This is a genomic window from Streptomyces sp. SID14515, assembly GCF_010548505.1.
GTDB classification, from domain to species: Bacteria; Actinomycetota; Actinomycetes; order Streptomycetales; family Streptomycetaceae; genus Streptomyces; species Streptomyces caviscabies.
The window spans coordinates 42,094-68,367 of the sequence record NZ_JAAGMH010000139.1; the positions used below are offsets into that span (position 1 = coordinate 42,094).

30 protein-coding genes and 2 pseudogenes are annotated in these 26,274 nt (G+C 70.7%); 10 read left to right on the forward strand and 22 right to left on the reverse strand.

Features of this window, described 5'->3' with window-relative positions; translation table 11 throughout:
• Positions 1-79: 79 nt before the first annotated feature.
• The 5 genes and pseudogenes from G3I54_RS33790 to G3I54_RS33810 all read right to left on the reverse strand — a co-directional run bounded on the left by G3I54_RS33790 (position 80) and on the right by G3I54_RS33810 (position 4,482).
• Complete coding sequence (locus G3I54_RS33790; protein WP_164620452.1) at positions 80-802, reverse strand: hypothetical protein; 723 nt, start codon at positions 800-802, stop codon at positions 80-82.
• 330 nt (positions 803-1,132) lie between these two features.
• Positions 1,133-1,489 (reverse strand): annotated as a pseudogene (locus G3I54_RS33795) (MerR family transcriptional regulator); the annotation flags it as partial.
• Positions 1,490-1,512: 23 nt separating this feature from the next.
• Complete coding sequence (locus G3I54_RS33800; RefSeq protein WP_164620454.1) at positions 1,513-2,550, reverse strand: NADP-dependent oxidoreductase; 1,038 nt, start codon at positions 2,548-2,550, stop codon at positions 1,513-1,515.
• A gap of 112 nt (positions 2,551-2,662) precedes the next feature.
• The gene (locus tag G3I54_RS33805; protein ID WP_164620456.1) at positions 2,663-3,610 is read right to left on the reverse strand and encodes a hypothetical protein; all 948 of its coding nucleotides are present in this window, start codon (positions 3,608-3,610) and stop codon (positions 2,663-2,665) included.
• Complete coding sequence (locus G3I54_RS33810) at positions 3,607-4,482, reverse strand: hypothetical protein (RefSeq protein WP_164620458.1); 876 nt, start codon at positions 4,480-4,482, stop codon at positions 3,607-3,609. The genes G3I54_RS33805 and G3I54_RS33810 overlap by 4 nt, the downstream gene beginning before the upstream one ends.
• A 369-nt stretch (positions 4,483-4,851) precedes the next feature.
• Between G3I54_RS33810 and G3I54_RS33815 the strand changes: the two genes are divergently transcribed.
• On the forward strand, positions 4,852-5,496 hold the full coding sequence (locus G3I54_RS33815; protein ID WP_164620460.1) for a TetR/AcrR family transcriptional regulator: 645 nt from the start codon (positions 4,852-4,854) through the stop codon (positions 5,494-5,496).
• A gap of 12 nt (positions 5,497-5,508) precedes the next feature.
• On the opposite strand, the gene G3I54_RS33820 is transcribed toward G3I54_RS33815, so the two are convergent.
• Positions 5,509-6,279, reverse strand: a complete 771-nt coding sequence (locus G3I54_RS33820; RefSeq protein WP_203687557.1) for a GDSL-type esterase/lipase family protein — start codon at positions 6,277-6,279, stop codon at positions 5,509-5,511.
• On the opposite strand from G3I54_RS33820, the gene G3I54_RS33825 reads away from it, so the two are divergent.
• Entirely contained in the window at positions 6,278-7,327 is a 1,050-nt protein-coding gene (locus G3I54_RS33825) for an esterase-like activity of phytase family protein (protein ID WP_164620463.1), read from the forward strand. The genes G3I54_RS33820 and G3I54_RS33825 overlap by 2 nt on opposite strands.
• 272 nt (positions 7,328-7,599) lie before the next feature.
• Positions 7,600-8,040 carry a hypothetical protein gene (locus G3I54_RS33830; RefSeq protein WP_164620465.1) on the forward strand — a complete coding sequence of 147 codons (441 nt, stop codon included), beginning with the start codon at positions 7,600-7,602 and terminating at the stop codon, positions 8,038-8,040.
• Positions 8,041-8,257: 217 nt separating this feature from the next.
• Here the strand turns inward: G3I54_RS33830 and G3I54_RS33835 are convergent, their stop codons facing one another.
• On the reverse strand, positions 8,258-8,659 hold the full coding sequence (locus G3I54_RS33835) for a PPOX class F420-dependent oxidoreductase (RefSeq protein WP_030628202.1): 402 nt from the start codon (positions 8,657-8,659) through the stop codon (positions 8,258-8,260).
• A 49-nt stretch (positions 8,660-8,708) separates the two neighbouring features.
• Positions 8,709-9,611: a TetR/AcrR family transcriptional regulator C-terminal domain-containing protein gene (locus tag G3I54_RS33840; protein WP_164620467.1), complete on the reverse strand. Its 903-nt coding sequence runs from the start codon at positions 9,609-9,611 to the stop codon at positions 8,709-8,711.
• Between the two features lie 127 nt (positions 9,612-9,738).
• Here G3I54_RS33840 and G3I54_RS33845 point away from each other — a divergent pair, with 127 nt between their 5' ends.
• The 3 genes from G3I54_RS33845 to G3I54_RS33855 all read left to right on the forward strand — a co-directional run bounded on the left by G3I54_RS33845 (position 9,739) and on the right by G3I54_RS33855 (position 12,238).
• A complete protein-coding gene (locus G3I54_RS33845; RefSeq protein ID WP_164620477.1) occupies positions 9,739-10,797 on the forward strand; it encodes an ATP-binding cassette domain-containing protein in 1,059 nt (352 codons plus the stop codon).
• Entirely contained in the window at positions 10,794-11,633 is an 840-nt protein-coding gene (locus G3I54_RS33850; protein WP_164620479.1) for an ABC transporter permease, read from the forward strand. The genes G3I54_RS33845 and G3I54_RS33850 overlap by 4 nt, the downstream gene beginning before the upstream one ends.
• Positions 11,634-11,707: 74 nt before the next feature.
• Positions 11,708-12,238: a GNAT family N-acetyltransferase gene (locus G3I54_RS33855; RefSeq protein WP_164620481.1), complete on the forward strand. Its 531-nt coding sequence runs from the start codon at positions 11,708-11,710 to the stop codon at positions 12,236-12,238.
• On the opposite strand, the gene G3I54_RS33860 is transcribed toward G3I54_RS33855, so the two are convergent.
• The 5 genes from G3I54_RS33860 to G3I54_RS33870 all read right to left on the reverse strand — a co-directional run bounded on the left by G3I54_RS33860 (position 12,235) and on the right by G3I54_RS33870 (position 15,855).
• Positions 12,235-13,338, reverse strand: coding sequence for a methyltransferase domain-containing protein (locus tag G3I54_RS33860; protein WP_164620483.1), 1,104 nt, complete (start codon positions 13,336-13,338; stop codon positions 12,235-12,237). The genes G3I54_RS33855 and G3I54_RS33860 overlap by 4 nt on opposite strands.
• Positions 13,335-13,466: a hypothetical protein gene (locus tag G3I54_RS40215; RefSeq protein ID WP_343240496.1), complete on the reverse strand. Its 132-nt coding sequence runs from the start codon at positions 13,464-13,466 to the stop codon at positions 13,335-13,337. Before G3I54_RS40215 ends, G3I54_RS33860 begins: the two co-directional genes overlap by 4 nt.
• Positions 13,463-13,687 carry a hypothetical protein gene (locus G3I54_RS39865; RefSeq protein WP_239144710.1) on the reverse strand — a complete coding sequence of 75 codons (225 nt, stop codon included), beginning with the start codon at positions 13,685-13,687 and terminating at the stop codon, positions 13,463-13,465. Before G3I54_RS39865 ends, G3I54_RS40215 begins: the two co-directional genes overlap by 4 nt.
• A gap of 585 nt (positions 13,688-14,272) precedes the next feature.
• Entirely contained in the window at positions 14,273-15,115 is an 843-nt protein-coding gene (locus tag G3I54_RS33865; RefSeq protein WP_164620485.1) for a helix-turn-helix transcriptional regulator, read from the reverse strand.
• On the reverse strand, positions 15,112-15,855 hold the full coding sequence (locus tag G3I54_RS33870; protein ID WP_164620487.1) for a DUF6879 family protein: 744 nt from the start codon (positions 15,853-15,855) through the stop codon (positions 15,112-15,114). Before G3I54_RS33870 ends, G3I54_RS33865 begins: the two co-directional genes overlap by 4 nt.
• 545 nt (positions 15,856-16,400) lie before the next feature.
• Here G3I54_RS33870 and G3I54_RS33875 point away from each other — a divergent pair.
• Entirely contained in the window at positions 16,401-17,447 is a 1,047-nt protein-coding gene (locus G3I54_RS33875) for a MarR family transcriptional regulator (protein WP_343240497.1), read from the forward strand.
• A gap of 47 nt (positions 17,448-17,494) precedes the next feature.
• Here G3I54_RS33875 and G3I54_RS33880 read toward each other — a convergent pair whose 3' ends face one another.
• Complete coding sequence (locus tag G3I54_RS33880; RefSeq protein WP_164620505.1) at positions 17,495-17,959, reverse strand: MarR family winged helix-turn-helix transcriptional regulator; 465 nt, start codon at positions 17,957-17,959, stop codon at positions 17,495-17,497.
• 191 nt (positions 17,960-18,150) lie between these two features.
• On the opposite strand from G3I54_RS33880, the gene G3I54_RS33885 reads away from it, so the two are divergent.
• The 3 genes from G3I54_RS33885 (at position 18,151) to G3I54_RS33895 (ending at position 20,053) form a co-directional block, all read left to right on the forward strand.
• A complete protein-coding gene (locus G3I54_RS33885; RefSeq protein WP_164620507.1) occupies positions 18,151-18,807 on the forward strand; it encodes a hydrolase in 657 nt (218 codons plus the stop codon).
• Positions 18,808-18,890: 83 nt separating this feature from the next.
• Positions 18,891-19,613 (forward strand): class I SAM-dependent methyltransferase, encoded by a 723-nt coding sequence (locus G3I54_RS33890; RefSeq protein WP_164620509.1) that lies wholly within the window; start codon positions 18,891-18,893, stop codon positions 19,611-19,613.
• 26 nt (positions 19,614-19,639) lie between these two features.
• Positions 19,640-20,053, forward strand: coding sequence for a DUF4259 domain-containing protein (locus G3I54_RS33895; RefSeq protein WP_164620511.1), 414 nt, complete (start codon positions 19,640-19,642; stop codon positions 20,051-20,053).
• A 13-nt stretch (positions 20,054-20,066) separates the two neighbouring features.
• Here the strand turns inward: G3I54_RS33895 and G3I54_RS33900 are convergent, their stop codons facing one another.
• The 8 genes and pseudogenes from G3I54_RS33900 to G3I54_RS33935 all read right to left on the reverse strand — a co-directional run.
• On the reverse strand, positions 20,067-20,681 hold the full coding sequence (locus G3I54_RS33900; protein WP_098025652.1) for a Uma2 family endonuclease: 615 nt from the start codon (positions 20,679-20,681) through the stop codon (positions 20,067-20,069).
• Positions 20,682-20,843: 162 nt separating this feature from the next.
• A complete protein-coding gene (gene serC, locus G3I54_RS33905) occupies positions 20,844-21,962 on the reverse strand; it encodes a phosphoserine transaminase (protein WP_164620513.1) in 1,119 nt (372 codons plus the stop codon).
• Between the two features lie 129 nt (positions 21,963-22,091).
• Positions 22,092-23,321 carry a cytochrome P450 gene (locus G3I54_RS33910; RefSeq protein WP_164620515.1) on the reverse strand — a complete coding sequence of 410 codons (1,230 nt, stop codon included), beginning with the start codon at positions 23,319-23,321 and terminating at the stop codon, positions 22,092-22,094.
• Positions 23,318-24,580, reverse strand: a complete 1,263-nt coding sequence (locus tag G3I54_RS33915; RefSeq protein WP_164620516.1) for a cytochrome P450 — start codon at positions 24,578-24,580, stop codon at positions 23,318-23,320. The genes G3I54_RS33910 and G3I54_RS33915 overlap by 4 nt, the downstream gene beginning before the upstream one ends.
• Complete coding sequence (locus G3I54_RS33920) at positions 24,577-25,236, reverse strand: ATP/GTP-binding protein (protein WP_164620517.1); 660 nt, start codon at positions 25,234-25,236, stop codon at positions 24,577-24,579. The genes G3I54_RS33915 and G3I54_RS33920 overlap by 4 nt, the downstream gene beginning before the upstream one ends.
• Positions 25,217-25,588 carry a DUF742 domain-containing protein gene (locus G3I54_RS33925; protein WP_030083166.1) on the reverse strand — a complete coding sequence of 124 codons (372 nt, stop codon included), beginning with the start codon at positions 25,586-25,588 and terminating at the stop codon, positions 25,217-25,219. The genes G3I54_RS33920 and G3I54_RS33925 overlap by 20 nt, the downstream gene beginning before the upstream one ends.
• Complete coding sequence (locus G3I54_RS33930) at positions 25,585-26,004, reverse strand: roadblock/LC7 domain-containing protein (protein ID WP_164620518.1); 420 nt, start codon at positions 26,002-26,004, stop codon at positions 25,585-25,587. The genes G3I54_RS33925 and G3I54_RS33930 overlap by 4 nt, the downstream gene beginning before the upstream one ends.
• Positions 26,001-26,274 (reverse strand): annotated as a pseudogene (locus G3I54_RS33935) (ATP-binding protein); the annotation flags it as partial. The pseudogene G3I54_RS33935 and the gene G3I54_RS33930, both read right to left, overlap by 4 nt.

Consider the following 26,274-nt stretch of genomic DNA (forward strand, 5'->3'; position numbering starts at 1 on the left):
GGCGAAGCCGCCGATGGGACCGCCCCGCGCCTGACCGCGGGAGCGGTCCCATCGGTGATGTCCCCGTAGCCGTCGGACGTCAGCGGACCTCGAAGAAGTCCACGTTGTGCCGGTTGACCTTGATGCCGAGCTTCACGAAGCCGCCCTTGCCGTCCTCGCCGCCGTACTTGCCCCAGTACTGGCAGTGGAAGCCGGTCTCGGTCTCCTCGTCCACGGCCTTGGCCGCAGGCAGCTCCTCGCAGGAGAGCTTGCTGATGTCGGAACGGCCCTTGTTGGCGGTCCAGAACCGGTCGTAGGCGTTCTTGGCGACCAGCAGGCCCTTCTTCGGGGTGCTGTTGTAGAAGGTCAGGAAGCTGCCCGGCTTGTACTTCTCGCTGATCTCGATCTCGTACGGGACGGTCGCGCCCTCGTAGGTCACGTTGCAGATGCTGACGGCGCTGGCCTTCTGGGTCACCCCATCCGGGCAGTTCGCGCTGGTCTTCCCCGGCACCTTGAGGCGGCCGAGCAGGTCTTCCTGGAGCTTGTGCTCGACCTTCTCGGTGAACGACGCGCCGTTGTCGGGCTTCGGGGTGACCTTGAGCTTGGGGTCGGAGCTGGACGCGAGGACGTCCGGCTGCGGCCCGGTCACCGGAACCGCGAGGTCCGCGCCCGGCTCAGGAGCCTTGGCCTCCTCGCTGGGGGCCTGGCTGGCGGAGCCGGCCGATCCGGCGGAGCCGGCGGAGTCGTCGCTCGACGAGGAGCCGCAACCGGCCGCCAGAATGCCGACGGCGGCCAGCCCGATGAGGTTCTTGGAGATACGCATAAAGGGAGCCTAAGTTGCGCCTGTGACAACCCTGTGTGGCCGATGGGGCCGCTGGGGGCCGTGAGCAGGGCGGCCAAAAGGTACGGGAAGCGCTAGAACGGGGCGTTCCGGTTTGCGAACCGTACGTTCTGTGACCTTGATGGTGGCTCAGTCGAGAAGGACCCGTGGCCCGACTGTGACGGTCGGCTCCGTGACCGGGGCGGTGGCCGGGGCCGTCACCGGGGTCGAGGCCGGTTCGGGGGTCGGCTCCGCGTCCGGCTCCATGACCGGGTTCGTGACCGGCTCCGTTACCGGCTCCGGGGCGGGCTGTCGGGCGTCGTCGCCGAACACCCGGCGGGCCAGGTCCTCGCGGAGCCGGACGAGCCGGGCGATCTCGGCGTCGAGAGCGGCGAGCCGACGGCCGACGACACCGGACCCGGAACCCTCCGGAGCGTCGGCGGCGCCGCACCGCGGCGGTGGGTCCTCGGTGAGGAGATGCAGGCGGTCGGCGCAGGAGCGCAGGTCCTCGATGGTGAACCCCGAGCGCAGGAGCTCGCGGATCACGCGGAGCAGGGCGACCTCGGCGGGCCGGTAGTCGCGCTGGCCCGAGGCCGTGCGGCCGGGCGGCGGGAGCAGACCGCGTTCCTCGTACAACCGCAGCGCTCTCGGGGTGCAGCCCGCCGCCGCTGCCGCCTCACCGATCCGCATGACACCTCCGCGTTCGTCGCCCCCTAGGGCAACTCCACCACCACCGCGCCGAAGTGCCGGCCCCCGATCAACTCCTGCAACGCCTGCGGAGCGCGATCGATGCCCGCGATCCGGGTGTGGGGGAAGGCGATCTCGCCGGAGCGCAGCCACTGCCCGAACCGTTCGGTCCACTCCTGCTCGACGTCGGGGTGGTCCGCGCCGCTGTAGCCGCGCAGCGAGACGCCCCGGGTGATGACCCGGAACGAATCGATCTCCACCGGCGCGCTTCCGCCCGCCCGCCGCGCGGACAGCTGCCCGGACAGCGCGCCGACCAGGGCGAAGCGGGCGCCCTGGCGGGCCGCGTGGACGGCCGCCGCGAGCTGTTCACCGCCGACGTTGTCGAGCAGGACGTCGATGCCCTCGGGCGCGGCCGCGGCGAGCTGGGCGGCGAACGGGGTGTCGCTGTCGCGCAGGAGGACGGCGTCGTAACCGAGTTCGGCGACCAGCCGCTCGGCCTTCCCGGCGGACCGGGTGCTGCCGATCACCCGCCCCGCGCCCAGCAGCCGGGCGATCTGGCCCGCGAGCGTGCCCACGGCTCCGGCCGCGCCGGTGACCAGGACGGTGTCACCGGCGCGGACACCGGCCAGGCGGGTCAGGGCCCCGTAGGCGGACGAGCCCTGGGCCAGGTGGGCGACGGGATCCGGCAGGACGTCCCGGACGGGCGTGCAGTGGGCGGCGTCGACCACGGCGTGGTCCCGCCACCCCTGGAGGTGGGTGACGGTGTCGCCCGGCCGCAGCGGGCCGCCCTCCGCCGCCGCGACCACCTTGCCGACCGCGGGGCCGAACAGGGTGTCGCCGCCGCGCAGGGCCGGGAGCGGCACTCCGTCGACCTCGCCGCCGATCAGGGTGCGCAGCCCCGGGAAGACGAGGAAGGCGCGGTTCCGGACGAGCACCTGGCCGGCTCCGGGCGTCGGCAGCGGTGCTTCGACGACGGCGAAGTTCTCCGGCGCGGGCAGGCCTTCGGGTACGGAGGTCAGCCGGACCTCGCGCGCGGTACGGGGCGGGTGAGGGACGACGGGCATGGACGGGCTCCTCGGCTCTGGCCCTGACGGGGCTGGGGTTCGGGGTGCGGTGACGCTAACCCCTGCCCCGTACGTGAGGGTCAAGCCGAAGGGCCGCCGGAGCCCCGGGGCATTAGGAGCCGCCTGAGTGCCGCGTCAGTTTGTACAGGTCCCAGGAGTCCGGGTCGCCGATGTACTGGTAGAGGGTGGGCCGGCTCTTCGTGCCGCCGATGTTCCAGGTGGCGTACGAGCACGCTTCGAAGCTCACGTCCACGCCCTGCGACCAGCGGTCCACGCCGGGCTCGAAAGTCCAGCTGCCCTGCCCCGTACAGCTCTTGTGGCCGTCCTGCGGGCCCGACGACTCCTGGTCCGTCGCGTCGTACTCGCCCCAGACGTCGAGCGCTTCCTCGTCGACGTCGACGGCGGTCACCCGGCCGTCCGCCGTGAAGGTGAGCGTTCCGCCCTTCCCGTCGGACCAGGTGCCGACGATGTCCGCCGAGGTGACCGCCGGCGGACGGTACTCCCGGAGCAGCCCCGTCGACAGACCGACGCCGCCGAGGACGCCGGTGAGGACCACGGCGACCGCGCCCCACAGCAGCACGGGCCCGAAGATGCGCTTCCGCCGCGACCGCCAGAGCAGGGCCGGAACGGTCAGCGCGGCCGTGGTCAGCAGCCAGCCCAGAGCGACGGCGACGGGCCCCGCGCCACCGGACAGAGCGACAACGGCTCCGACCACCAGGAGCGAGGCGACCGCCGCCACGGCCGGAACCCACCACCACGCCTCGCGCCCGGTGAACCGGCGGCCCAGTACGTCGCTGAGCCAGGCGGTCGGGAGGACGAGGGCCATGGACAGTGCGGCCGCGGCGATGGTCGTGAACACGGCGATCACGGGCAGAAGCAGCACGAACATCGCCGAACCGCCGACGCCCGTGTTCGGCGACTCCTGCGTGACGCCGTACACGATGCTCACGACGAGCGCGATCGCCCCTTCCAGGTGCAGAACCAGGATCGACAGCAGCAGGGACAGCCCCCAGAGGCGCTTCTTCCCGTGAGGCCGGGTCTTCTCCGCCGTCTTCTTCATCGCGCTGCCGCTCTCGTCAGCTCGTACCGGTCCGCGTCGTCCCGTTCGACGGATCGCAGGACGTTCCGGTACAGGACGGGCCGGTTCTCGGTGCCGCCGACGTTCCAGACCTCCCGGCCGCACGTGGGCACGTCCACGCCGACGCCGCGGTACTGGCGGCTCGTTCCCGTGCCGTACCCCCAAGTGCCCTCGCTCGTACAGCCCTTGAGGTCGTCGCGGGGGCTGTCGTCGATGCCGGAGGTCGTGGCCCGGCCGTCGGTCGACAGGGTCAGCGTGCCGCCTCTCCCGTCGGACCAGGTTCCCACGAGCTCGGCCCGGGCCGGCCTCGGCGGCTCGTACATCGTCAGGACGCCCGTGGAGAGGGAGACGCCGCCGAGAACGGCGGTGAGGGCCACGGCGACCACACCCCACAGCGTCACCGGCCCGAAGACCCGCTTCCGGCGCGACCGGCAGACCAGTGCCGGAACAGTGAGCGCGGCCGTGGTCAGCAGCCAGCCCGTGGCGACGGCGACGGGCCCCGCGCCCCCGGACAGAGCGACAACGGTCCCGACCATCAGGAGCGAGACGACCGCCGCCACCACCGGAACCCACCACCACACCTCGCGCCCGCCGGACCGGCGTCCCAGCACATTGCTCAGCCAGGCGGTCGGGAGGACGAGGGCCACCGACAGTGCGGCGGCGATCGTGGCCGCCCACAGCACGAACAGAGGCAGCAGCACCACGGAGAGCGGGGAGCCGCCGGTCGGGGCCATGGCCCAGGACTCCTGCGTGAAGCCGTACAGGACGGCCACGACGAGTGCGAGTGTCGCCTCCACCGACAGGATCACTGTCGAGAGCAGCAACGACAGCCCGTAAGGCCGCTTCTTCTCCACCGTTTCCACTGTTTCAGTCCCCCTCGCGCACGGTGATGTACGCGGCACGCCCGGCTGGGGCGGCAGCTGCGGCCATCGTGTCAGAGTCGTTTGAACGCGTTCAACGCGGGGTTCTCCGCGCGATGCGGCGCACGCGCAGGTCGAGTTCGGGCCGAGTTCGGGCCGAGTTCGGGCCGAGCGCGGGCCGGGGGCGGAGCGAGTGTGGGGCGCATCCGGGGCGTGCAAAGAAGAAGCGTTTCCGCGTGCGGGTATTCGCCCGTACGGGTGTGGCGCGGCCGTCCGGACGGCGGTGGGGCGAGCACAATGGGGCGGCGGTTCGTGCAGAGGCGCGCAGGCCCCTCTCCCGCACCTTGCGCTCAAGGAGGACCGGTGGCGGAGAGCTGGACGGTTCAGCGGACCGGGCCCGGGGATGTCGCGCGCACCCAGGCGCGGGAACAACTTCTGGAAGCAGCCAGGGAGTTGTACGGCGTCAACGGATACCGGGAGACCGCCGAGCACGATGTGTGCGAGGCGGCCGGCGTGCCGGTCGAGGTGCTGCGTCAGGAGTACGGCTCCCGGGAGGGGCTGCTCATCGCCCTCCACAACCGGGTCACGACGACCGGGCTGCGGGCGGCGGAGAGCGCCCTGCTGACCGAGGGCATCGAGGAGTGCTCGATCGCGGAGCGGGTCCGGCGGCTCTTCGACGCCTATGTGGAGGCCGTCACCAGCGATCCGCGCGAGGCCCGCGTGACGTTCGTCGAAGTGCTGGGCGTGAGCGCCGTGGTGGACGAGCACTGCAAGCTCTGGCGGGCGCTGTGGACGGAGTTCCTGACCGGCGAGGCCGAGCGGGCGGTGGAGCGCGGCGAGGCGGAGGACCGGGACCACCGGGTCGATGTGATGGTGATGGTCGGCACGGTCCACGAACTGATGGCCCACCACGCCCGCCGCTGCCGCCGGGCCCGCCCCGGCGAGGTCTCGGGCGAGCTGACCCAGCTGGCGCTGTCGATGCTGGGGTCGCAGCGGACGGAGGAGTGAGCCGGAAGGGCGTCAGGCGGGCAGGGGCTGTGCCGGAACCTGTCGCTCGGCGTACGGTCCGCCCAGCCCCCACGCCTGGTGCATCGCGTCGGCGAAGGCGGCGGCGAGCTTGTGCTCGCCCGTCGGGCCCGGGTGCGTGCCGTCGTAGGTGTCCGTGTGGATGTCGTACGCCGGTGGGTGCGAGGCCAGCAGGAGCGGGGAGGACGGGGTGTCGAGGTCGGCGACGGCCTTGGCGAGCAGTTCGTTGAAGTGCGCGCAGGAGGCGGCGAAGGGGGCGTCCGTCTCGGCCCGGACGTTCGGTATCACCGGGAGCAGCACCATGCGGATGCGCGGGTTCGCCGTGCGCGCCGCCGTGACGAACGCGCGGGCGTTGGCGGCCGTCTGCTCGGCGTCCGTGTAGAACCCGAGGTCTATCAGTCCGAGCGAGACCAGCAGGACGTCCGCTTCCGTCTCGCGCACCGCGTCCGCGATCACCGGGGCCATGTGCAGCCAGCCCTCGCCCCAGCCGGACAGGTGCCGGCGGGCGGCGGGCGGGAAGGACGGGTCGGCGTACGCGTGGGAGAGCGGGGCGTTCGCTCCGGTGTCGTACAGCGTCGAGCGCGGGCCGACGATCTCGTACGGGAGGCCGGGGGACGCCTCCAGGTGCTGCCACATCCGGTAGCGCCAGGTGACGTCGCCGGCGCTCCCGATGGTCATGGAATCGCCGACGAAGAGGAAACGCATGGCGTCATCATGGCCGATCACGGCTCCGGCCTGCGACGTGACGATGGACACTTGGGCCATGCGTTCGTATCCGACCGGCCCGGCTGGCCGCGCCGCCGCCCCGCTCGCCGCCGCCCTCGCCGTGGCTCTGCCGCTGTTCGCCGGGGCCGGTCCGGCCGTGGCCGACGACGGGCGGCCCGACCGTGACTTCACGATCGAGGACCCCCGCATCACCGAGTCCAGCGGCCTCGCCGCCAGCCGTGCGCACCCCGGCGTCTACTGGACGCACAACGACAGCGACGACGGCCCCTACGTCTTCGCCGTCGACTCCCGCACCGGGAAGACCCTCGCCACCATCACCATGCGCGGCGTGGGGGAGCCGCGGGACGTCGAGGGCATCTCCATCGGCCCGGACGGCGACATCTACGTCGGTGACATCGGGGACAACCTGGACGGCAGCTGGGACCACGTCTGGATCTACCGGTTCCCCGAGCCGAAGCAGTTGCGCGACGCGACCGTCACGGCCGTCCAGTACGACGTGAAGTACGCCGACGGGGCCCGCAACGCCGAGGCGCTGATGGTCCACCCGAAGACCGGCCGGGTCTACATCGCCTCCAAGAACGAGGACGGCGGCGGCCTCTACGAAGGGCCCGCGAAGCTGACCGCCGGTTCCACGAACGTGTTCCGGCGGGTGGGCGAGGTGCCGTGGGTGACGGACGGTGCCTTCTCGCCCGACGGGAAACGGCTGGCGCTGCGCTCGTACTTCAGCGCCCGCGAGTACGCCTTCGAGAACGGCCGCCTCGGTGCGGACCGGCCAGTCGCCGCACCGTTCCAGCGGCAGGCGGAGTCGGTGACGTACACGGCGGACGGCTCGGCCCTGATGTTCGGCTCGGAGGGCGCGCGCAGCGGTGTCGTCCGGGTGGAGGCGGAGGGCGGCGGCTCCGGAGACGGTCAGGAGCGGGGGAAGCCCTCGGGGGGCACCGGCGCCGCCGGCGAAGCCGGTGACCAGGGCAATGGCGAGGGCGGCGGTGGCAAGGAGGGTGACGGCAAGGGCGGTGCCGGGCTCGGTGCGGCGATCGTTGTCGGGGTGGGCGTCCTATGGTTCGCGCTCCGGCGGAAGCGGGGGTAGGAGCAGGGATTAGCCCCGGCTGGTACCCGCTCTGGCCGGGCTGCGCGACCCCATCTGGGATGAGAACTCTGAATCCATGAGAAATATGGCGCTGATCGTGAACGGTGAATATCCGATGAGGGGGCGGAAGCGGAGTGAAAACTGGGCAGCTGCTCTGCCTGATCGTCAGTATTTCTTTCCTTGCGGCTGGCTGTTTTGCAAGTGGCGACGATTCAACAGGGCGCAGTGAATCGAGTGGTTCTGCTGCTCGGGGTGGAGGCAGAGGAATGGACATGAACCAGGCGGAGAGAACGGCTGAGGCGCTGATTCGCGAAGCCATTCATGGGGTGACTCCCGAGCCGACCCTTGAGTCGTTCGGGGGAGGTGTGAAGTCCTGCAAGGAACCCAGTGATGGCGGATCCGAGGAGCGTGTCACCCTGACGCGGAATTACTGGCTGAAAGGCATTCCTCGAGAATCAGGGGAGGATGTCGTCCGCAAGGTTTTCGGGAACTGGAAGCAAGCTGGTCACGTTGTTGATGCTGAGCCGGATTACGGGCGCCGCGTGGTAGCAGCCAATCTGAGGAGCAAGCCCGACGATTTTCTCATGCAAGTAGCGATGGGGATGGGCGGCCAGCTGAGTGTCGGCGTCACCTCTCCCTGCTTCTGGGACAGCGAACCGGTGCCGTCGGCCCTTGGCCACCCGGCTCCACGGATCGATGCCGAACTGCAGTAACGCCAGGAAGCAATGAATGGAGTGCGAGCCGTTTCCAGTCAGATTCCCATCCGCATTTCCGCCGCGCGGGAACGCGAGTGGCCCTCTCCCTACATGCGCGAGAGGGGAAGGCCCGTTCGCAGTGGTCGCAGGTCTGGAACGGCGTGACGGTGATACGGCGGGCGGGCACAGCGAGGTTGTGTGCGCCCCGTCCTCTTCGGCAGCTCCCGCACGCCTCTCAGGTGTCGTCCGTCACCGGCCACACCTCGTAGTGCAGCGTCCGGTCCCGCTTCAGGCGGTGCGCGAGCGGGACGAGCACGCCCTGCACGATCGGGTATTTGCGCGACATCATCCGGGCGGCGTGCGTGTTTTCCTTCGTGCCCGGCCGCAGCAGCCGCGCATGCGCCCTGATCTGCGGTCCGGTGGGTCTGCCCCGGACTGTGCAGGGGGCGAGCTCCACCTGCGGGTGGTTGCGCATCCGCTCGACCTTCCAGGCGGAGGAGAACGTGCGGATGAACGCGTGATCGCCCTCGACGGCGATGTTGACGGGTGTGCCGACGGGGGTTCCGTCCTGCCGGTGGGTGCTCAGCAGGACGGCGTACTGCTTGACGAAAGGAGCGAGCTCCCGGCTGGCGTCCATATATCCATTGGGGCACGGGCCGGGAGCGTTGTCATGTCCGGGCTGCTGTTCAGCCCGAGGTCTCCGACGTACTCTCCGATGCCCGCTCCGCCGTCCGCTCCGCGACCAGGGCCTCGAAACCGGCGATCAGCCGTTGCAGCCCGAACTCGAAGTGGTCGAACTCGGGGCTGAAGGTCTCCTCCGACATGCCCGCCATCATCGGGTACGCGCCACTGAGCATGGCCCGTTCCAGGTAGGGGCGCTGGTTGTCCCAGAACTCCTCGTCGCTCAGCCCGGTCTGCGCCATCGCCTCCGCCTCACCGGCCTCGGAGCGGGCGAGGCCCTCCACGAAGCTGTTCACCGTGATGATCACGCCGATCAGCTCCGGGTCGCGCAGCTCCATGGACCGTAGCGAGGAGAGCGAGAGCTCCAGCCCGCGGAGGGCGCTGGGGCCGAGCACCGTACGGGCCTGGTTGATCTTCAGCAGCCAGGGGTGGCGGCGCAGGGTGTCCAGATGGGTGCGGGCCATGGTGTCGACCGCCGCCCGCCAGTCGGCGGGTGCTCCGGACGTGTCGGCGGGCAGGTCCGTGCCGGGGTCCGTATCGGCGGGCAGGTTCGCATCGGCGGGCGGGTCCGTATCGGCATCGGCCGGGGCCGTACCCGAGGGCAGGGGCTCGCCCAGTACCCGGTCGAGCATCAGGTCCAGCAGTTCGGCCTTGCCGGGGACATACCGGTAGAGCGACATCGTGCCCGTGCCGAGCTCGGTGGAGAGCCGGCGCATGGAGACCGCGTCCAGCCCTTCCGCGTCCGCGACGGCGACCGCGGCCGTGACGATCCGGTCGAGCGTGAGGCCCGGTTTGGGGCCGCGGCTGGGGCGCTCCCCGGTGCCCCACAGGAGCTCCAGGCTGCGCGCGATGTCGCCGCTCGCGGTGGCCGTGCTGTCCGTCGCCGCTGTCGATCCGTCTTTCGCCATGGGGCCAGCGTAATGCTCCGGAACAGATTTGGGTACGCCGTACTCGTATCGGAGTACGCTGTACCCAATCAAGGGTACGGTGTACCCAGTTGGCTTCCGTGAGGTTCGAGAGACAGGGGGTTGCGCCATGCCCATGCCCAAGATCGGCTCGGGGTCCGCGTCCGGGTACGCGGTGCTCACCGAGGGCGTAGTGAAGCGGTACCGAGGGAAGGGCGGGACGGAGAAGCGGGCGCTCGACGGCTTCGACCTCGCCGTCCGCCCCGGCACCGTCCACGGACTGCTCGGCCCGAACGGGGCCGGCAAGACCACCGCCGTACGGGTCCTCGCCACGCTCCTGCGGTACGACGCGGGCCGGGCCGAGGTCGCCGGGCTCGACGTGGCCCGCGAACCCCGCCGCGTACGGAGCCGGATCGGGCTCACCGGCCAGTACGCGGCCGTCGACGAAGGCCTCACCGGGCGGCAGAACCTGGAGATGTTCGGGCGGCTCTTCCACCTGGGCAACCGCCGGGCCCGGCAGCGCGCCGGGGAACTGCTGGAACGGTTCGACCTGGTCGAGGCGGCCGACAAGAGCGCCGACGCGTACAGCGGGGGCATGCGGCGACGGCTCGACCTCGCCTCCTCGATGATCCTTTCGCCCGATGTGCTCTTCCTGGACGAGCCGACGACCGGGCTCGACCCGCGCGGCCGGGGCGAGGTCTGGGACGCGGTCCGGGCCCTGGTGGCGGGCGGTACGACGGTGCTGCTGACCACGCAGTACCTGGACGAGGCGGACCGGCTCGCCTCGCACATCACCGTCATCGACCGCGGGCGGACCATCGCCGACGACACCCCGGACGCGCTGAAGAACCGGGTCGGCGGCGACCGGATCGAGGTCGTGGCCGCCGAAGCGGGAGACCTCGGCGCGGTGGCGAGGGTGGTGGACCGGGTGGCCGGCGGCGGGCTCGTCGTCACCGACGCCACCACCCGCCGGGTGTACGCCCAGGTCGCCGACCGGGTGGCCGCGCTCACCGAGGTGGTCCGGAGCCTCCAGGACGACGGAATCGCGGTGGAGGACATCGGGCTGCGCCGGCCGAGCCTGGACGACGTGTTCCTGCGCCTGACGGGCCACGGCGCGACCGACGGCACGGAACACGACACGGCCCACGGCACCGGGAAGCACGACGCGCGAGAGGTGGCGGCGGCATGACCACGCTCGAACAGAACCCCGCGGCGACCGGCGGGGCCCGCGAACACGGCCTCGCCTACTGGGCGGCCTCCGACTGCTGGAACATCACCCGCCGCACGCTCACCCACTACCAGCGCTACCCCTCCGCCGTCGTCTGGCAGCTCGGCTTCCCGATCCTCTCCGTCCTGCTGTACGGGTACGTCTTCGGCGGCGCGATGAAGGTGCCCGGGGGCGGGGACTACCGGGAGTTCCTGATGCCCGGCATGTTCGCCATGACCATGGCCATGGGCTTCATGAACACCGCCGTGGCCGTCGTCACCGACGCCTCGAAGGGGGTCGTCGACCGCTTCCGCTCCATGCCGATGGCCCCCTCCGCCTTCGCCTCCGGACGCGGGGTGGCCGACCTGGTGGTGGCCGCCGCCGAGCTGACCATCCTGGCCGTCACGGCGCTGCTGATCGGCTGGCGCGCGGACAGCGGGGTGATGGCGGCGCTCGGAGCGTTCGGACTGCTCCTGCTGCTGCGGTTCAGCCTGATCTGGGTCGGCGTCTGGCTCGGCATGCTGGTGCCCACCGCGGAGGCGGCGGGCGGGCTGTACGCGGTCGCTTTCCCCCTCACGATGATCTCCAGCACCTTCGTCGCCCCGTCCCTGATGCCCGGCTGGCTGGGCGCGGTCGCGGCCTGGAACCCGATCTCCTCGACCGCGACGGCGACCCGTGAACTGTTCGGCAACCCGGTGGCGGGCGGCGGCACCTGGGTGGAGGAGCACGCGTTGCTGATGGCGGTGGTGTGGCCGCTGGCGATCACGCTGGTGTTCCTGCCGCTGGCGGTCCGCCGGTTCCAGCGCCTGAGCCGGTGAGGGGCCGCCCGCACCGTCCGTGAGCTGCCGAAACCAGGTGCTCGGTGCGGGCGGTCGGCGTAGGGTCGGGGGCCGTGCCGACCACCACCGGGCCCCGGCCCTTCACCACACCTCGTCTCGACGCGCTCCCCCTCGATCCGGCGTACGCCGAGGAGATGGCGGCGGTCCTCGCGGATCCGGCGCTGTACGTGTTCACCGGGGGCGGCCCGCCGGAACCGGCCGCGCTGCGGGCGCGGTACGAGCGGCAGTGCGCCGGTTCGCCGGACCCCGCGGAGCTGTGGTGGAACTGGGTGCTCCGGGTCCGTACGGACGGTCGCCTCGCCGGATACGTCCAGGCGACCGTACGGGGTCCGCGTGCGGAGATCGCCTGGGTGGTCGGGACGCCGTGGCAGGGCCGGGGCTATGCGAGCGAGGCGGCGAAGGGCCTTGCGGCACACCTGACTTCGGCTTCGGCCGGGGGTGTCCGGACGCTCGTAGCCCATGTCCACCCCGACCACACCGCGTCGGAGGCGGTGGCGTCGGCGGCGGGGCTCGAGCCGACGGGGGAGTGGGAGGACGGCGAGCGGCGGTGGACGGGCAATCCGCCCGTGTCGGGGGCGCGTTAGGGCCTGCCGGGCCGGATGACCTTGTGCGGGTCTCGTAGCCACACGTGCTGGCCTCGGTCGGTGACGCTCAGCCCGAACTGTTCGGCGTCGGGCCGTCCTTCCGTCTCGTACTCCCACCAGGTCTGCTCGATCTCCTCCCAGAGGAACCCGGGCCCGTACTGCCACACTTCCTCTCCGGTGGCGGCTGTCGCGGCGCTCCCGTTCTCGCGGGTCGCCCAGACCTGGACGCCGTTGTCGGTGTTCTGGTGGATGAGTCGTACGCCGGGGAGCCGGGCCCCGGCGTAGAGGGCGAATCCGAGGTCGAGGAGTTGGGCGGGGTCCAGGCCTGCGGCGCGGGGCCGCCCCTTCCCTCCCACCTCGTGGAGATCGGGGAGGCGGTGGGCTCGCATGGGCATGTACGTGGCTCCGCCGCGGAACGGGCCGGTCGCGGTGCCGTCGCCCTGGACGTGGAGCCGGACCAGGGCACCGGACCAGAACTCGCGGGCCAGCGGAGCCACGACAATCCCGCCGGGCCGGACCTGTCGGAGCAGGGTGTACGGGATGTAGCGCAGGGCGCAGGTGGCGATGAGCCGGTCGACCGGGCCCAGGCCGGGCCAGGGCTGCTCACCGTCGCCGACGCGCAGGTGCGGCCGGTATCCGGCCTGGGCGAGAGCGTCGGCTGCTTGCCGGGCCACGACCGGGTCCAGCTCGACGCTGTGGACCAGGTCGTCGCCGAGCCGCTCGCACAGCAACGCGGACACGTATCCGGTGCCGGTGCCGATCTCCAGCACCTGCTGACCGTCCTGGACATCGAGCAGGCCGAGCATGCAGGCGACCATCGAGGGCATCGAGTTCGACGACGTCGCCACACCGGGCCCGCCCTCGGCTCCGTCGTCGAGTTGTGTGACGACCGGCTCGTCGCTGTTCACCAACGCCAGCCACGCATCCGTGCCCACCACCGGCTCACACCGGTCCGGCAACTGCCGCCAGACCTCGGCTGGAACGAACCCGCTGCGCGGCACAGCCTCGAACACCTGCCGCCAACGACCGTTGAGCAAGCCCCGATCGGCGAGATCCTGCACAAGGTCCGGGTACGTAGGGACCTCCTGCGCGGTGCTCACGACTGCGGGGCGAACTTGGGGCGGCTGCCGTCCGGCGACGGCTTCGGTTCCTGGGGCGGGGTCCAGGGCTTGTCCGACGGCGGCCCGCCATGCTTGCCGGCCTCGACGGGTACGGGGGTGCTGGTCATCGTCCATCTCCTTTGATCAGTGAAGTTGGTTGGTTGAGAGGGTGGTGCAGTCGGTAGATCCCGTACGGCGGAAAGAGGTCGACCCGGCGCGGGCAGCCACCCTCGGCACACGCCCGGCAGAGCAGATCCCGGCCGTGGGCGGTGCGCCGGACGGCGGTCACCGGGGCTCGCCAGCACGCCTCGCACGTACGGACATCCGTGACCGACAGGTCGGGGGTCATCCGGCATCCCGGAGCGCGGCAACCGCCGCGTGGCACGGGCAGGCGCACTCCGGCAGCCGGCACATGGCATGCACGTCGGCCAGGTCCGTCACCAACGCACTACGGCAGACAACGCTGCACGGACCCTCCGCACCCACCGACAAAGCGTCCAGGGCGACGACCGACCCTCCGGCCGCATCGGCGGCAGAGATCGGATCACCCCGCCACAACAGCGTCACCCCATGCTCCGAACAGTAGGCACCCATGCCGTCCTCGGACGGCACCTCGTGCGCGACACCCTCCGCGAAACACCTCATCCGCGCCGCGCCTCCCGCCAAACACGACCCAACCGCACAGCCGTCGGACAAGCGACCCCGGCACGGCACGTGGCGCAGGTCGTGGTGTGGCCAAGAAGTCTGCGGTAGGTAGCTTCCGGCCGGGCTGAGGGCATGGTCAGCGCACTCATGGCTCTTCCTTCAGGCAGATGTGGGCAGGAGCGGCACGCGTCCGCGTTGCCATGACCAGCACGTTAGAGAGCCGAGGAGGGTATGTGGTGGGCGATTGCGCCGGGTTGCGAATCCCGCTCGACACGTTGAGCGCAGTTGCCTAGTCGAGCTCCAGCGACGCCCGCGCCCGACCGATCAAACGCCGCGCCTGCGCCCCCTGGACTGCGGCTTCGGCCATCAGGTCCCACGCCCGCTCGTACAGAACGACGTTCTCCTCATCGTCGAGCCACATCTCGGTGTTGATCGTCTCGACGATCACGCGGCGCCGGTCATAGATCCAGAACCCGTGGCCCGGTGCACGCCGCAGTTGCGCGCCGAGGGGAACCACACCGATCTCAACAGTGTCCAGGCCAATCAGCCCAAGGAGGCGATCCAGCTGCGCGGCCATGACTTCGCGGGGGCAGGTCAATACGTACAGCGCCGCTTCCCACACCACGAACCGGAAGAGCTTCCCGGCCTCGTACAACGCCTCTTGGCGGCGCATACGTGCCCGGACTGCTGCCTCGATGTCCCGAGGGATCCTCCGGAACTCGGCGTTCGCCTGAAACGTGTGCCGGGCGTAGTCCGCAGTCTGGAACAGGCCCGGGATGCGGGACACTTCCACGCCTCGGATGAGCTTCGTAGTCGTCGTCTCGGTGACGGCCAGCTCCTGGCGTGCCCGGTGACCAGCGGCGAGTTGTCGTCGCCACGACCTGTACTGCGATTCCAGTCCGACGAGTCGCCCCCGCAACTCGGTTGCCACGTCAGGCCGACCCACCGCCTGAGACCACTCCGCGAGGTCCCTCGCAGTGGGGGTCTGCTTTCCCGTCTCCAGGCGTGAGACCTTCGAGCGCTGCCAGCCGAGCGCCTCAGCCACTCCCTTGCCGTTGAGACCGGCTTCGCTTCGTAGCTCGCGCAGCCGTGCTCCAAGAGCGACCCGTGCGGATTGGAAGTCGGTGCTCACCCGGTCGAAGCTACCGCCTTCGCGAAGTCCGCGGTGCGGGTCGCGTGGTGCCAGGCCGCGTCTCGTGCTTGGCATGCGAGAGCGACCTCGGCCGGGTCCTCTGTGAGAACGACGCCGAGCGTTGTGTCGTTCTCGTCGAAGACGAATCGTGCGACGAGCCTGGAGTCGAACAGCCAGAAGTCGTGGTCCGGCAGGCCGATGCGCTCGGCCTCTGCCCGGGGCAGGTTGCGGATGTCCTCGCCGGCGGCCACGTTGCTGTGGCCGCTGTCCAGAAGGAACCGTTGCCCCTCGGTGAGGGGCTGGTCAACGAGCCGGACCCGTTCGAACCGCTTCCCCTCCGCTGTCTGCGCGCGGACGTTCTCGCGCCACGCGTTGTCCGGTTCCGTCGCGATGTCCGCGCCGCTCTTCCACCGTTCCCACTTCGGGCCGTTGCGGTCGGAGGCGTATCCGCGACGGGTCTCCAGCCGGAACGCGGTGTGCTTGAACTCGCGGAACAGCGGGGCGATCTCGGAGAACGGCACCATCTCGGGATGGGTTGTGCGTGGAGCGAAGCGGACCAGGAGGTCGCGTGGCACCAGTACGAACGTCTCGCTGTCCTTCACATCGCGGAGCTGGGCTAGCTGCTCGGGGTCGGTCACGCGGTCGCCCTGGACAAGGATGTCGGTGGTGCCCTCGACCTCGTAGAGCGTGGGGCAGTCTCCGTCGTCGCTGGTCGTACCGAGGAACCTCAGGTGCGTCATCGAGCCCTCCGTCTGTGCTGGGTGGGAATCCAGAATGCGGCGGATCGCGCGAGGCCACCAATGCATTGCGAGGAATTGCAGATCGTCATCCAGGCACGGCAGTTGCGCGCAACCGATAGTGGGTGAGTACTGGCATGAGCGTCCTGAGCTTGGCGGGGCGTTCCGAGCCGGTCCGCCCAAGTTCCCTACCGACCCCGAAGCTCGGGTCCCGAGCCGCAAGCCTCGGGCTTCGGGACGGCCGACTCACTCTTCCGGGGGTACGTGGAAGGGGCCCCGGCCCGAAGCTCGGGTGCCGAGACTCGGGCTTCGGGATGCGAGCCCCGAGGTTCGAGCGCCTTCTTTAACCGGTGGGGAAAAGAAGGGGGTTGGGGAAGACCTTCCCTCCCTCCCCGCCCCCGTCACGGCCAGGAAGTATGACTAATCGTGACAGCTTGCGGCACAGCGTGACGACTGTTTACGGTGCGAGAACTAATCGACCCCGACGCGGTGTTGGCGCACCAGGCCGGGGTCTCACCGCAAGATCGATACCCTAGAAAGACGATCCCGTGGCTACACAGCACACTAGCTTCGCCCCGCCTGCCCCCGCACTCTCCGCCGCCTTCCCGATGGCCAATCCCGGGTACGGCAAACGCTCTGCCCCGGGGCAGCAGGCCCGGACGCGCAACGACTTCTGCCTCCTGCCGACGCGCGAACGCTACGTCGCCGGATTCGTCGACCACCTCCCCGAAGGTGCCGCGATGAGCGCGAAGCAGCTCGCCAAACAGCTCCCGCTCTATGGGCAGCAAGCCATCTCCACCGCCCTGACCGCCCTCTCCGTCGCCGGGCACCTCCGACGCGTCCGGTGCTCCGTCACCAACGCGAGCGGCGAAACCCGATGGGTCTTCCGCACCTTCTGGTCCCGCACCGCACGCGACAACGAGTGGTGGAACACCTACCTCGCCACCGAGAACAGCAGCTCGGCCGCGAGTTCCGGACCGGACATCCCGGAGTCCGACGCAGCGCTCCCGCCACTCGGGGGCCTGGCCGAGGAACCGCCGCCCGCCCCGGAAGACCCTGGTACGGAACAGGTCCCCGAACTCCCCGCCGTACCGCACCAGCGCATCCCGGACCAGGAACCGGCTCCGGACGCCGCTTCCCCCGCCTACCTCGCCCTCGCCCGCCTCGGCCGCGACGATCACCGGCTGACGCTCTCCGCCGCCGACTGCGCCAGCCTGGAAGCACAGGCGACGGAATGGCTCGCCCGGGGTGTGACCGTCGACTACCTGACCAGCGCCCTCACGGCAGGGCTTCCCGCCCGGGTCGACAGCCCCGTCGGCTTCCTCCGCCGCCGTCTCGTCGACAAGATCCCTCCGCGGCTGCCCACCGAGAACGCCCGGCCCGGCACTCCCGCCCCGGCCCGCCGCATCCTCATGGAATGCACCGACTGCGGCCGGCCCGGCCGCCCCGAAGCCCTCTTCGACGGGCTCTGCCGCCCCTGCCGTGAAGCCCACTCCATGGGTGAAGAGAACACGACTCGCACCGCCGACACCGCCGAGATCGCCGACGTCAAGCTAAGCATGAGCAACCTCCGTGAACTGCTCAAGCCCGTCTGACCCTGCTCGCGAGCCGATTCGTACGACGCGGCGCTGTCCGGAGCCGGTCAGTCGGGCTGCTTCTCCATGTGGGCGAGGACGCGGTTCGCGATGCGGGCGACGGCGTCCAGCTCTTCCTGGGTGAGGGCGTCGATGAAGAGTCGGCGGACATGCTCGACGTGCAGGGGCGCGGCCTCCTCGATCGCCTCCCGGCCGGCCGGGGTGGCGACGATGAAGGATCCGCGTCCGTCGTCGGGGCAGTCCTCCTTGGCCACCAGGCCGCGCTTCGCCATTCGTGCCACCTGGTGGGACATGCGGCTCTTCTCCCACTCCACCAGTTTGGTGAGGTCCATGAAGCGCATGCGTCCGCCGGCCTCGGTGAGTTTGGCCAGCACGATGTAGTCGGCGGGGGACATCCGGGATTCTGCCTGGACCTGGCGGGAGAGCCGTCCGATGAGCTTCTCCTGCATGCGGATGAAGCCGTCCCAGGCGGCCTGCTGGTCCGGGGTGAGCCAGCGAGGCGTCGCGTTCATGCGAGGAGCGTAGCGAGGCCGTACGGGCAGTCTCCACCGGATCCTCGGCATGGGGCGCCAAGTCGCCCGCACCGAGTGGTGGTTGACCCGTCAACCATCCATGCCTAATGTGGATGACGCGTCAACCAAATGATGTCGGAATGCCGGTCGTCGCCCGGATCCACGGGCGCGACGCTCCAGAAGGGGAACCCATGAGCACCCAGAACAAGGCCGGACTCGATGCGCTGCTGACGCCCGAGGAGAGCGTCCTGGTGCTGATCGACCATCAGCCGTTCCAGGTCGCCAACCTGAACAGCCATGAGCCGACGATGGTCGTCAACAACGTCGTCGGCCTCGCCAAGGCGGCCAAGGCGTTCGGCGTCCCGACCATCCTGACGACTGTCCTGGAGGAGCGCGGCGGCCTGATCCTCCAGGGGATACAGGACGTGTTCCCGGAGCAGAAGCCGATCAACAGGACCCTCGTCAACACGTGGCAGGACGAGCGCGTCGTCGACGCCGTCAAGGCGACCGGGCGCAAGAAGCTGATCCTCGCGGGGCTCTGGACGGAGGTCTGCCTGGCGATGCCCGCCATACAGGCGGCCGGTGAGGGTTTCGAGGTCTATGCCGTCGTCGACGCTTCGGGAGGTGCGTCGGTGGAGTCGCACGAGACGGCGGTGCGACGCATGGTCCAGGCGGGTGTCGTGCCGATCACCTGGGTGGCCGTGCTCGCCGAGTGGCAGCGCGACTGGGCCCGCGAGGAGACCGTGCCGGCCGTGATCGAGATCCAGGCCCAGCACGGCGGGGCCTCGGGTATCGCCTACGCCTGGGAGCAGCAGCTCCTCGCGACGAACCCCGGCGACGCTGCCTGACGCCGAGGCCGTTTGACGGCGGACGGACGGGCGGGGGAGACGTCAGCTCTCTCCCCGCCCGCCCTCCGCCTAGAGTGACGGCCATGACCATCTCCGGCCCGGCCGCCGACTTCCAGCGCGCCACCCGTGACTCGTACGACGCCCTGGCCCCCGCCTACGTCGAGTTCGCGCGCGGCGAGCTGGCCGCCAAGCCCCTGGAACGCGCGCTGTTGGGTACGTTCGCGGAACTCGCGGCGGCGAGCGGCGGCGGCCTCCCGGTGGCCGACGTCGGCTGCGGAACGGGCCGGGTGACCGAGCACCTCCACGGACTCGGCCTGGGGCTGGACGTGTTCGGTATCGACCTCTCGCCGCGGATGCTCGCGGTGGCGCGGCAGGAGCACCCCGGGCTGCGTTTCGAGGAGGGCTCCATGCTCGCCCTCGACCTGCCGGACGCGTCGCTGGGCGGACTGCTCGCCTGGTACTCGACGATCCACGTCCCGGACGAGGAACTGCCGCGTGTCTTCGCGGAGTTCCACCGCGTGCTGGCGCCCGGCGCCCACGTACAGCTGGGCTTCCAGGTCGGCGACGAGCCGCTGCGTATGACGGAGGCGTGGGGCGCGGAGATCTCCCTCGTCTTCCACCGGCGGCAGCCGGAGAGGATCGCCGAACTGCTGCGGGACGCGGGCCTGGAGGTCGTGTCCCGGGTGTGGCGGGAGCGGGAGACGGACGGGCCGTTCCCGGAGCGGGCGCCGCAGGGGTTCGTCCTCGCGCGCAGGCCGGTTGTCAGTGGTGGCTGTGAGGATGGGGACATCAGCACGACGGACTGACCGGCACACGGATTGAGGGGGACCCCATGGGCGCCTGGGACATCGGCCACTTCGACAACGACACCGCCGCCGACTTCGGCGGTCGGGTCGACGACGCGGAGACGGCGAAGAAGGCGGATGTGCTCCGGGACGTCCTGACCGCCGTCGCGGACACCGGGCCGGAGGACTATGCGGACGGCGGTGAGGAGGCGGTGGCCGCCGCCGCGCTGATCGCCGCCCAGTGCCCCGGCGGCGAGCCCGTCACCACGGCGTACGGCCCGAAGGAGCCCCTGCCGCCGCTCCCCGCCGACCTGCGCCCGCTGGCCGTCCGCGCCCTGGACCGCCTCACCGCGAAGAACGCGGAGCCGCTGGACCTGTGGGCGGACGCCGGTGCGGACCAGGAGTGGCTGGCGGGGATAGCCGCGCTGCGGGCGGTGCTGGCGGGGGCGCCGGGGAAGTAGGCCGCCCGCTTCCTCAGCGTTTCGGGCTGCCCGCGCGTACGAGTTCTTCGACGTCCAGGGAGACTTCGGCGCCGATGGAGTCGGGGAGGGTGACCGTTTGGCCGGGCGCGTAGACCTGGTGGTTGTCGTAACCACCGGCGAGCGGTTCGGTCAGGACGTGGACCCGGCTGTGCTTGCGGTCGAGGATGACGTAGACCGGGATCTTGGCCAGGGCATAGGCGGTGACCTTGTTGCGGAGATCGTTCTGGTAGTTCCCGGAGGTGACCTCCAGCACAAGACGGAAGACGCTGGGGTCGTAGGTTGCGTTCTCGGCCTGATGGTCTCTGTAGTCCGCGTCGACGAGCGCCAGATCGGGGATGGCATAGTCGTAGGGGCCACTGGGCAGCCAGAGGCCGGCCCCTTGAAGGATTCTGGACTCCTGGCCGTGGAGCCCCGCGGCTCCGAACAGGAGCGCGAGTGTGGTCAGCGCGTCGGCGTGCGGGCCGTCCGGGGATGGGGCCACGGTGATGACGCCTCCGATGATCTCGACGCGGCGACCCGGGAGCTGATCGGACAGTTCGTTGGCGCTGTCCAGCAGCGAGAATTCCGGCTCACCGTCACAGGGGTGCTCGACTGCTGCTGCAGACATTGCGGGCCTCCTGGAATGGGCTGGTGTCGAGAGCATCATCGTAGGGCGGGACTGCCCGAGATCGCGCTTCTGGCATATGCCACCCGGTCGAGTGAAGCAGAAACGGCCCGGCACCCACGTGGGTGCCGGGCCGCCTCCGTACAGCCGTACAGAACCGAAGGGCTAAAGCTTCTCGATCACGTAGTCGATGCAGGCCGTCAGCGCCTGCACGTCCGCCGGGTCGATCGCCGGGAACATCGCCACGCGCAGCTGGTTGCGGCCCAGCTTGCGGTACGGCTCGGTGTCCACGATGCCGTTGGCGCGCAGCACCTTGGCGACGGCCGCCGCGTCGATCTCGTCCGCGAAGTCGATCGTGCCGATGACCTGCGAGCGCTTCGCCGGGTCCGTGACGAACGGGGTGGCGTACTTCGACTCGTCGGCCCAGGTGTAGAGGTGGCCCGACGAAGCCGCCGTGCGGCCGGTCGTGAAGTCCAGGCCGCCCTGGGTGTTCATCCACTTCAGCTGCTCGTTCAGCAGGAAGAGGGTGGCCAGCGCCGGGGTGTTGTACGTCTGGTTCTTCAGCGAGTTGTCGATCGCCGTCGGGAGCGAGAAGAACTCCGGGACGTGCCGGCCCGAGGCGTGGATCCGGGCGGCGCGCTCCAGGGCGGCCGGGGAGAACACGCCGATCCACAGGCCACCGTCGGAGGCGAAGGACTTCTGCGGGGCGAAGTAGTAGACGTCGGTCTCGGTGATGTCGACCGGCAGGCCGCCCGCACCGGAAGTGGCGTCCACCAGGACGAGGGAGCCTTCGTCGGCGCCCGCGACGCGCTTGATCGGGGCGGCGACACCGGTGGAGGTCTCGTTGTGGGTGAAGGCGTAGACGTCGACGCCCGCCTCGGCCCGCGGGTCCGGGTGGGTGCCCGGGTCGGAGGCGATGACGGTGGGGTCGGACAGCCAGGGCGCGAGCTTCGCGGCCTTGGCGAACTTCGACGAGAACTCGCCGAAGCTCAGGTGCTGGGACTTCGAGTCGATCAGACCGTGCGTCGCCACGTCCCAGAAGGCGGTGGAGCCGCCGTTGCCGAGGATGACCTCGTAACCCTCGGGGAGGGAGAAGAGCGCGCGCACACCGTCCCGTACCTCGCCGACCAGGTTCTTGACCGGGGCCTGGCGGTGGGACGTACCGAGGAGGGAGGTGCCGGTGGCGGCCAGCGCGTCGAGCGCCTCCGTCCGCACCTTGGAAGGACCGGCGCCGAAGCGTCCGTCGGCGGGCTTGATGTCAGCGGGAATCTGGATGTCGGCCACGGGACGGAGCGTAGTCCCTCGGTGGCACGGCTTCGTAACCGTGTCCGTCCGATGAGACGTGCGCTCCGACCCGTGGACGCTGAGCGGAGACGTGCGCTCCGACCCGTGGACCCCCGTGACAGGGAACCTCTACGCGTCGCCGCCGAACGGGCAGCCCAGCTTCACCGGCAGCTCGTACAGGTCGTTCTGCGTCACGATCGGCTTGTTGCGCAGCTCGGACGCCGGGACCGCCAGGTCCAGTTCCGGGAAGCGCTCGTAGAGGGCGGGGAGCGCGATGCCCGCCTCCAGGCGGGACAGCGCCGCGCCCGGGCAGACGTGCGGGCCGTGGCCGAAGGCGATGTGGCGGTTCGGGGTGCGGGTGGCGTCGAACTCGCCCGCCGTCGGGCCGTACTGCTCCTCGTCCCGGCCCAGCGCGCCGAACGAGATGATCAGGCCCTCGCCCTTCGGCAGGATCTTGTCGCCGACCTCGATGTCCTCCGTCGCGAAGCGGATCAGGACGTGCGAGGTCGGGGTGTTCCAGCGCAGCGTCTCCTCGATCACGCCGTCCCAGCCGATCTCGCCGTTCAGGACCTTCTTGCGCTGCTCCGGGTGGGTCTGGAGCGCCTCCACGACGTTGACGATCAGGCTGATCGTGGTCTCGTGTCCGGCGGCGATGATCAGTTGCAGCGTGTTGACGATCTCCTCGTCGGTGAGGTGGTCGCCGTTCTCGGAGGCCGCGATCAGGGCGCTGGTGAGGTCGTCGCCGGGGCTGGTCCGCTTGTCGTTGACGATCTTCGTGAAGAGCGCGCCCAGGTCCGCCATCATCTGCGGAACCTCCTCCGGCGGCGTCTGCGTCGAGAAGAACTTCTCGAACAGCTCCTTCAGCCGCGGGTGGTCCGCCGCGTCCACGCCCATCAGCTCGCTGATGACATTCATGGGGAGGGGGTAGGCGAACTCCGCCTTCAGGTCCACCGGGTCCCCGGCCGGGAGGGCCGCCAGCTTCTCCAGGCTCGCGTTCGTGAGCGCCTCGATGCCCGCCCGCAGCCGCTCCACCCGCTTCACGGTGAGCGCCTGCGCCACCAGCGTACGGAGCCGGCGGTGGTCGGCCCCGTCGACCGTCAGCATCGAGCGGCCCGGGTTGGCCAGGCCGATCAGCGGCCAGTCCATCGGTATCTCGCCGCGCTGCCAGGCGCCCCAGACGTTGATGTCCTTGACCACCCGGCTGTCGGTGAGCAGCGCGCGGGCCTCCGCGTGGCGGGTCACCGCGTAGACGTGCACCCCGCCCGGCAGCTCCACCTCGGCCAGCGGACCGGCGGCCCGCAGCGCGGCGCTCTCGCCGTCGAGGTCGGTGACGAACGGGTCGAGCGCGATGCGGGTCATGCGGGGCCTCCGAAGTTTCCGGGTCTTCCGACGGCGGGCGTGGGCGTGAAGGTCACCGGCAGGTCCGTCAGACCGCGCAGCCACGGTGACGGGCGGCGGGTGAGCTGCTCGGCGGGGACGGCGAGGTCCACGTCCGGCAGCCGGTCGAGCAGGACCTCGATGCCGGTACGGGCGATGACCTCGGCGGTCTCCTGGGCCGGGAACGGGCAGCGGTGCTCGCCGTGGCCGAAGGAGAGGAAGGCGTTGTTGCCGCCGGTCAGCGCCGAGCCGTCGGTGCGTACCTGCGGGTCGCCGTTGGCGGCGGCGAGGCCGAGGAGCAGCAGGTCGCCGGCGCGGATGTGGCGGCCGCCGATGTGGGTGTCGCGGGCGGCCCAGCGGCCGGCCACGTTCTGTGTCGGGGTGTCCTCCCAGAGGACCTCGTTCATCGCCTCGGCGACGCTGTGCCGGCCGCCCGAGAGCGAGGCGGCGAACCGGTCGTCGGTGAGCATCAGGCGCAGCGAGTTGCCCATCCAGTCGGCGGTCGGCTGGTGACCGGCCGCCATCATCACCATGAGGTCCTGGGCGACCTCCTCGTCGGTGAAGCCGCCGGTGTCGGCGATCATCCGGCTGGCGACGTCGTCGCCGGGCTCGGCGTGCTTGTCGGCGAGGAGCTGGAACATCGAGGTGGCCAGGTGCTGCTGTCCGGCGAGCGCCCGCTCCCGGCCGTCGATCATGTCGTTGATCGCGCCGACCAGCGGATACGCCTCCTCGTCGGAGAAGCCATAGATCCTGGCCAGGACCAGGGCGGGCAGCAGCTTGGCGTACTCCGCGATGATGTCGACCGAGCCCTTGGTGCAGAACCGGTCGATCAGCTCGTCCGCGAACTCCTCCGCGTACCGCTTGAGGGAGAACGGGTCGACGCCCTCCAGGGCGTTGCTGATCATCATGGCGCGGACGCTGTGGCGCTCGCCGACCGTGTAGAGGATCGAGTTCTGCCTGCGCCCGATCATCGGCAGCAGCGGCCAGTCGTCGGGGATGCGGTCCCACTGGTTCCACAGGTCGGAGTCCCGGCTGAAGAGGACCGGGTCGCCGGTGACCTGGTGCAGCTCGCGGTAGCCGAGGACGAGCCAGGCGGGCACGTCGCCGTCCAGCACGACCGGGGCGATCGCCCCGTGGTCGCGCCGCATGTCGCGGTAGAGCTGGACGGGGTCGCTCTGGAAGCGGGGTCCGGACAGCGGTACGGACCCGTGGGTGACGGGGCAGCCGGAGGCAGTGGTCACGGGGCGGGCTCCGGGGTCGGGGCGGCCGCCGCCAGGGCCGCCTCGGGGGCGGTCGTTCCGGTGGCGTGGAGGCGGGCGGCGGAGAGCGCGGCGAGGTGCTCGACGAGCGTGATGAGCACGTACTTGCTGGACGAGCGGTCGCGGGCGTCGCACTCCACCAGCGGTACGTCCTCCGAGAGGTCCAGCGCCTCCCGGATCTGCTGCTCGCTGTGGAGCGGGCCGCCGAAGTCGTTGCACGCCACGATGAACGGCGTGCCGTGGTGCTCCAGGCGGTCGATGGCGTACCAGGAGTCGGCGAGCCGGCGGGTGTCGACGAGGACGACCGCGCCGAGCGTGCCGGAGAACAGCCGGTCCCACAGGAACCAGAAGCGCTCCTGTCCGGGCGCGCCGAAGAGGTACAGCACGGAGCGTTCGTCGAGCGTGATCCGGCCGAAGTCGAACGCCACCGTGGTGGACGTCTTGGCCTGGACGCCGTCGAGGTCGTCGACGGCCTCGCCCGCGCGGGTCATGGTCTCCTCCGTGTTGAGCGGACGGATCTCGCTCACGGATCGGACCATGGTGGTCTTGCCGACCCCGAAGCCGCCGACGACAACGATCTTGAGTCCGTTGTCGGCCGTCGCGCTCAGGGCGGCGCGGTCAGAGGTTGCGGAGTCCAACGAGCACCTGTTCCAGGATGTCGGGGTCGGGGAGCCGGTCCGCGACACGGGCTGTACGGGGGTGGCGGGCGCTGATCCGGCCGGTGTCGAGCAGGTCGCACAGCATGATGCGGACGATGCTGACCGGCAGGTTCAGGTTCGCGGCTATTTCGACGACGGCGGTGGGGCCCTGGCACATCCGCAGGATCGCGACGTGCTCGGACTGCATCCCGGGGGCCGGATCGCACTCGGCGACGACGAGCGTCACCAGGTCGAAGGCGGCGGAGTCGGAACGGCTGCGGCCACCGGTGAGGGTGTACAGCCGGTCCGGATCGTCGTCGCGGCCCGGTCGGGGGCGGGGTGCCGTCGTCATACGGCCGGGGCCTCGGCGGGGCTGCGCGGCGGTGCGACGAGGTGCTCGCCGAGCTGTTCGACGAGCTCGCTCATGTTGTGGCCGACGAGGCCGACGTCGGAGTCCTCGTCGGCGACGACGGCCAGGTGGGCCCCGGCCCCCGCCTCGACGATGAACAGCACGCCGCCGTAGAACTCGGCCATCGCGGACCGTACGCCGCCGGTGCCGTCGCCGAACTCGATGGACGCGCCGTGCGAGAGGCTCTGGATCCCGGCGGAGATCGCGGCCAGCTGGTCGGCCTGGTCGACGGAGAGCTCGGGGGTGCGGCACAGCTTGAGGCCGTCGCGGGACAGGACGAGGGCGTGGCGGGTACCGGGGGTGCGGTCGAGCAGCCCCTCCAGCAGCCAGTTGAGCTTCTCGTCGGTGGTCGCGGTCATCGGGTGTTGCCTTCCGGGTGCGTGGAGTTGGCTCGTACCGCCTTGCTGAAGGTGCTGAAGCGCGCGGCCTGGACCTTCGGGTCGGTGGTACGGGCCCGGGGGGTGTCGGCTTCGCCGGGGGTGGCGTTGCCGTTACGGGCTTCGGCGGCGGCCAGCGTGCGGCCGCGGCGGCGCTTGGGCAGGCCGCTCTCGCCGAACGCGGGCACGGCGCCGGTGGACTCGGACTCCGCATCCGCCGCCGGGGTCAGGGGCGTGGCGGCGTCGTCCTCG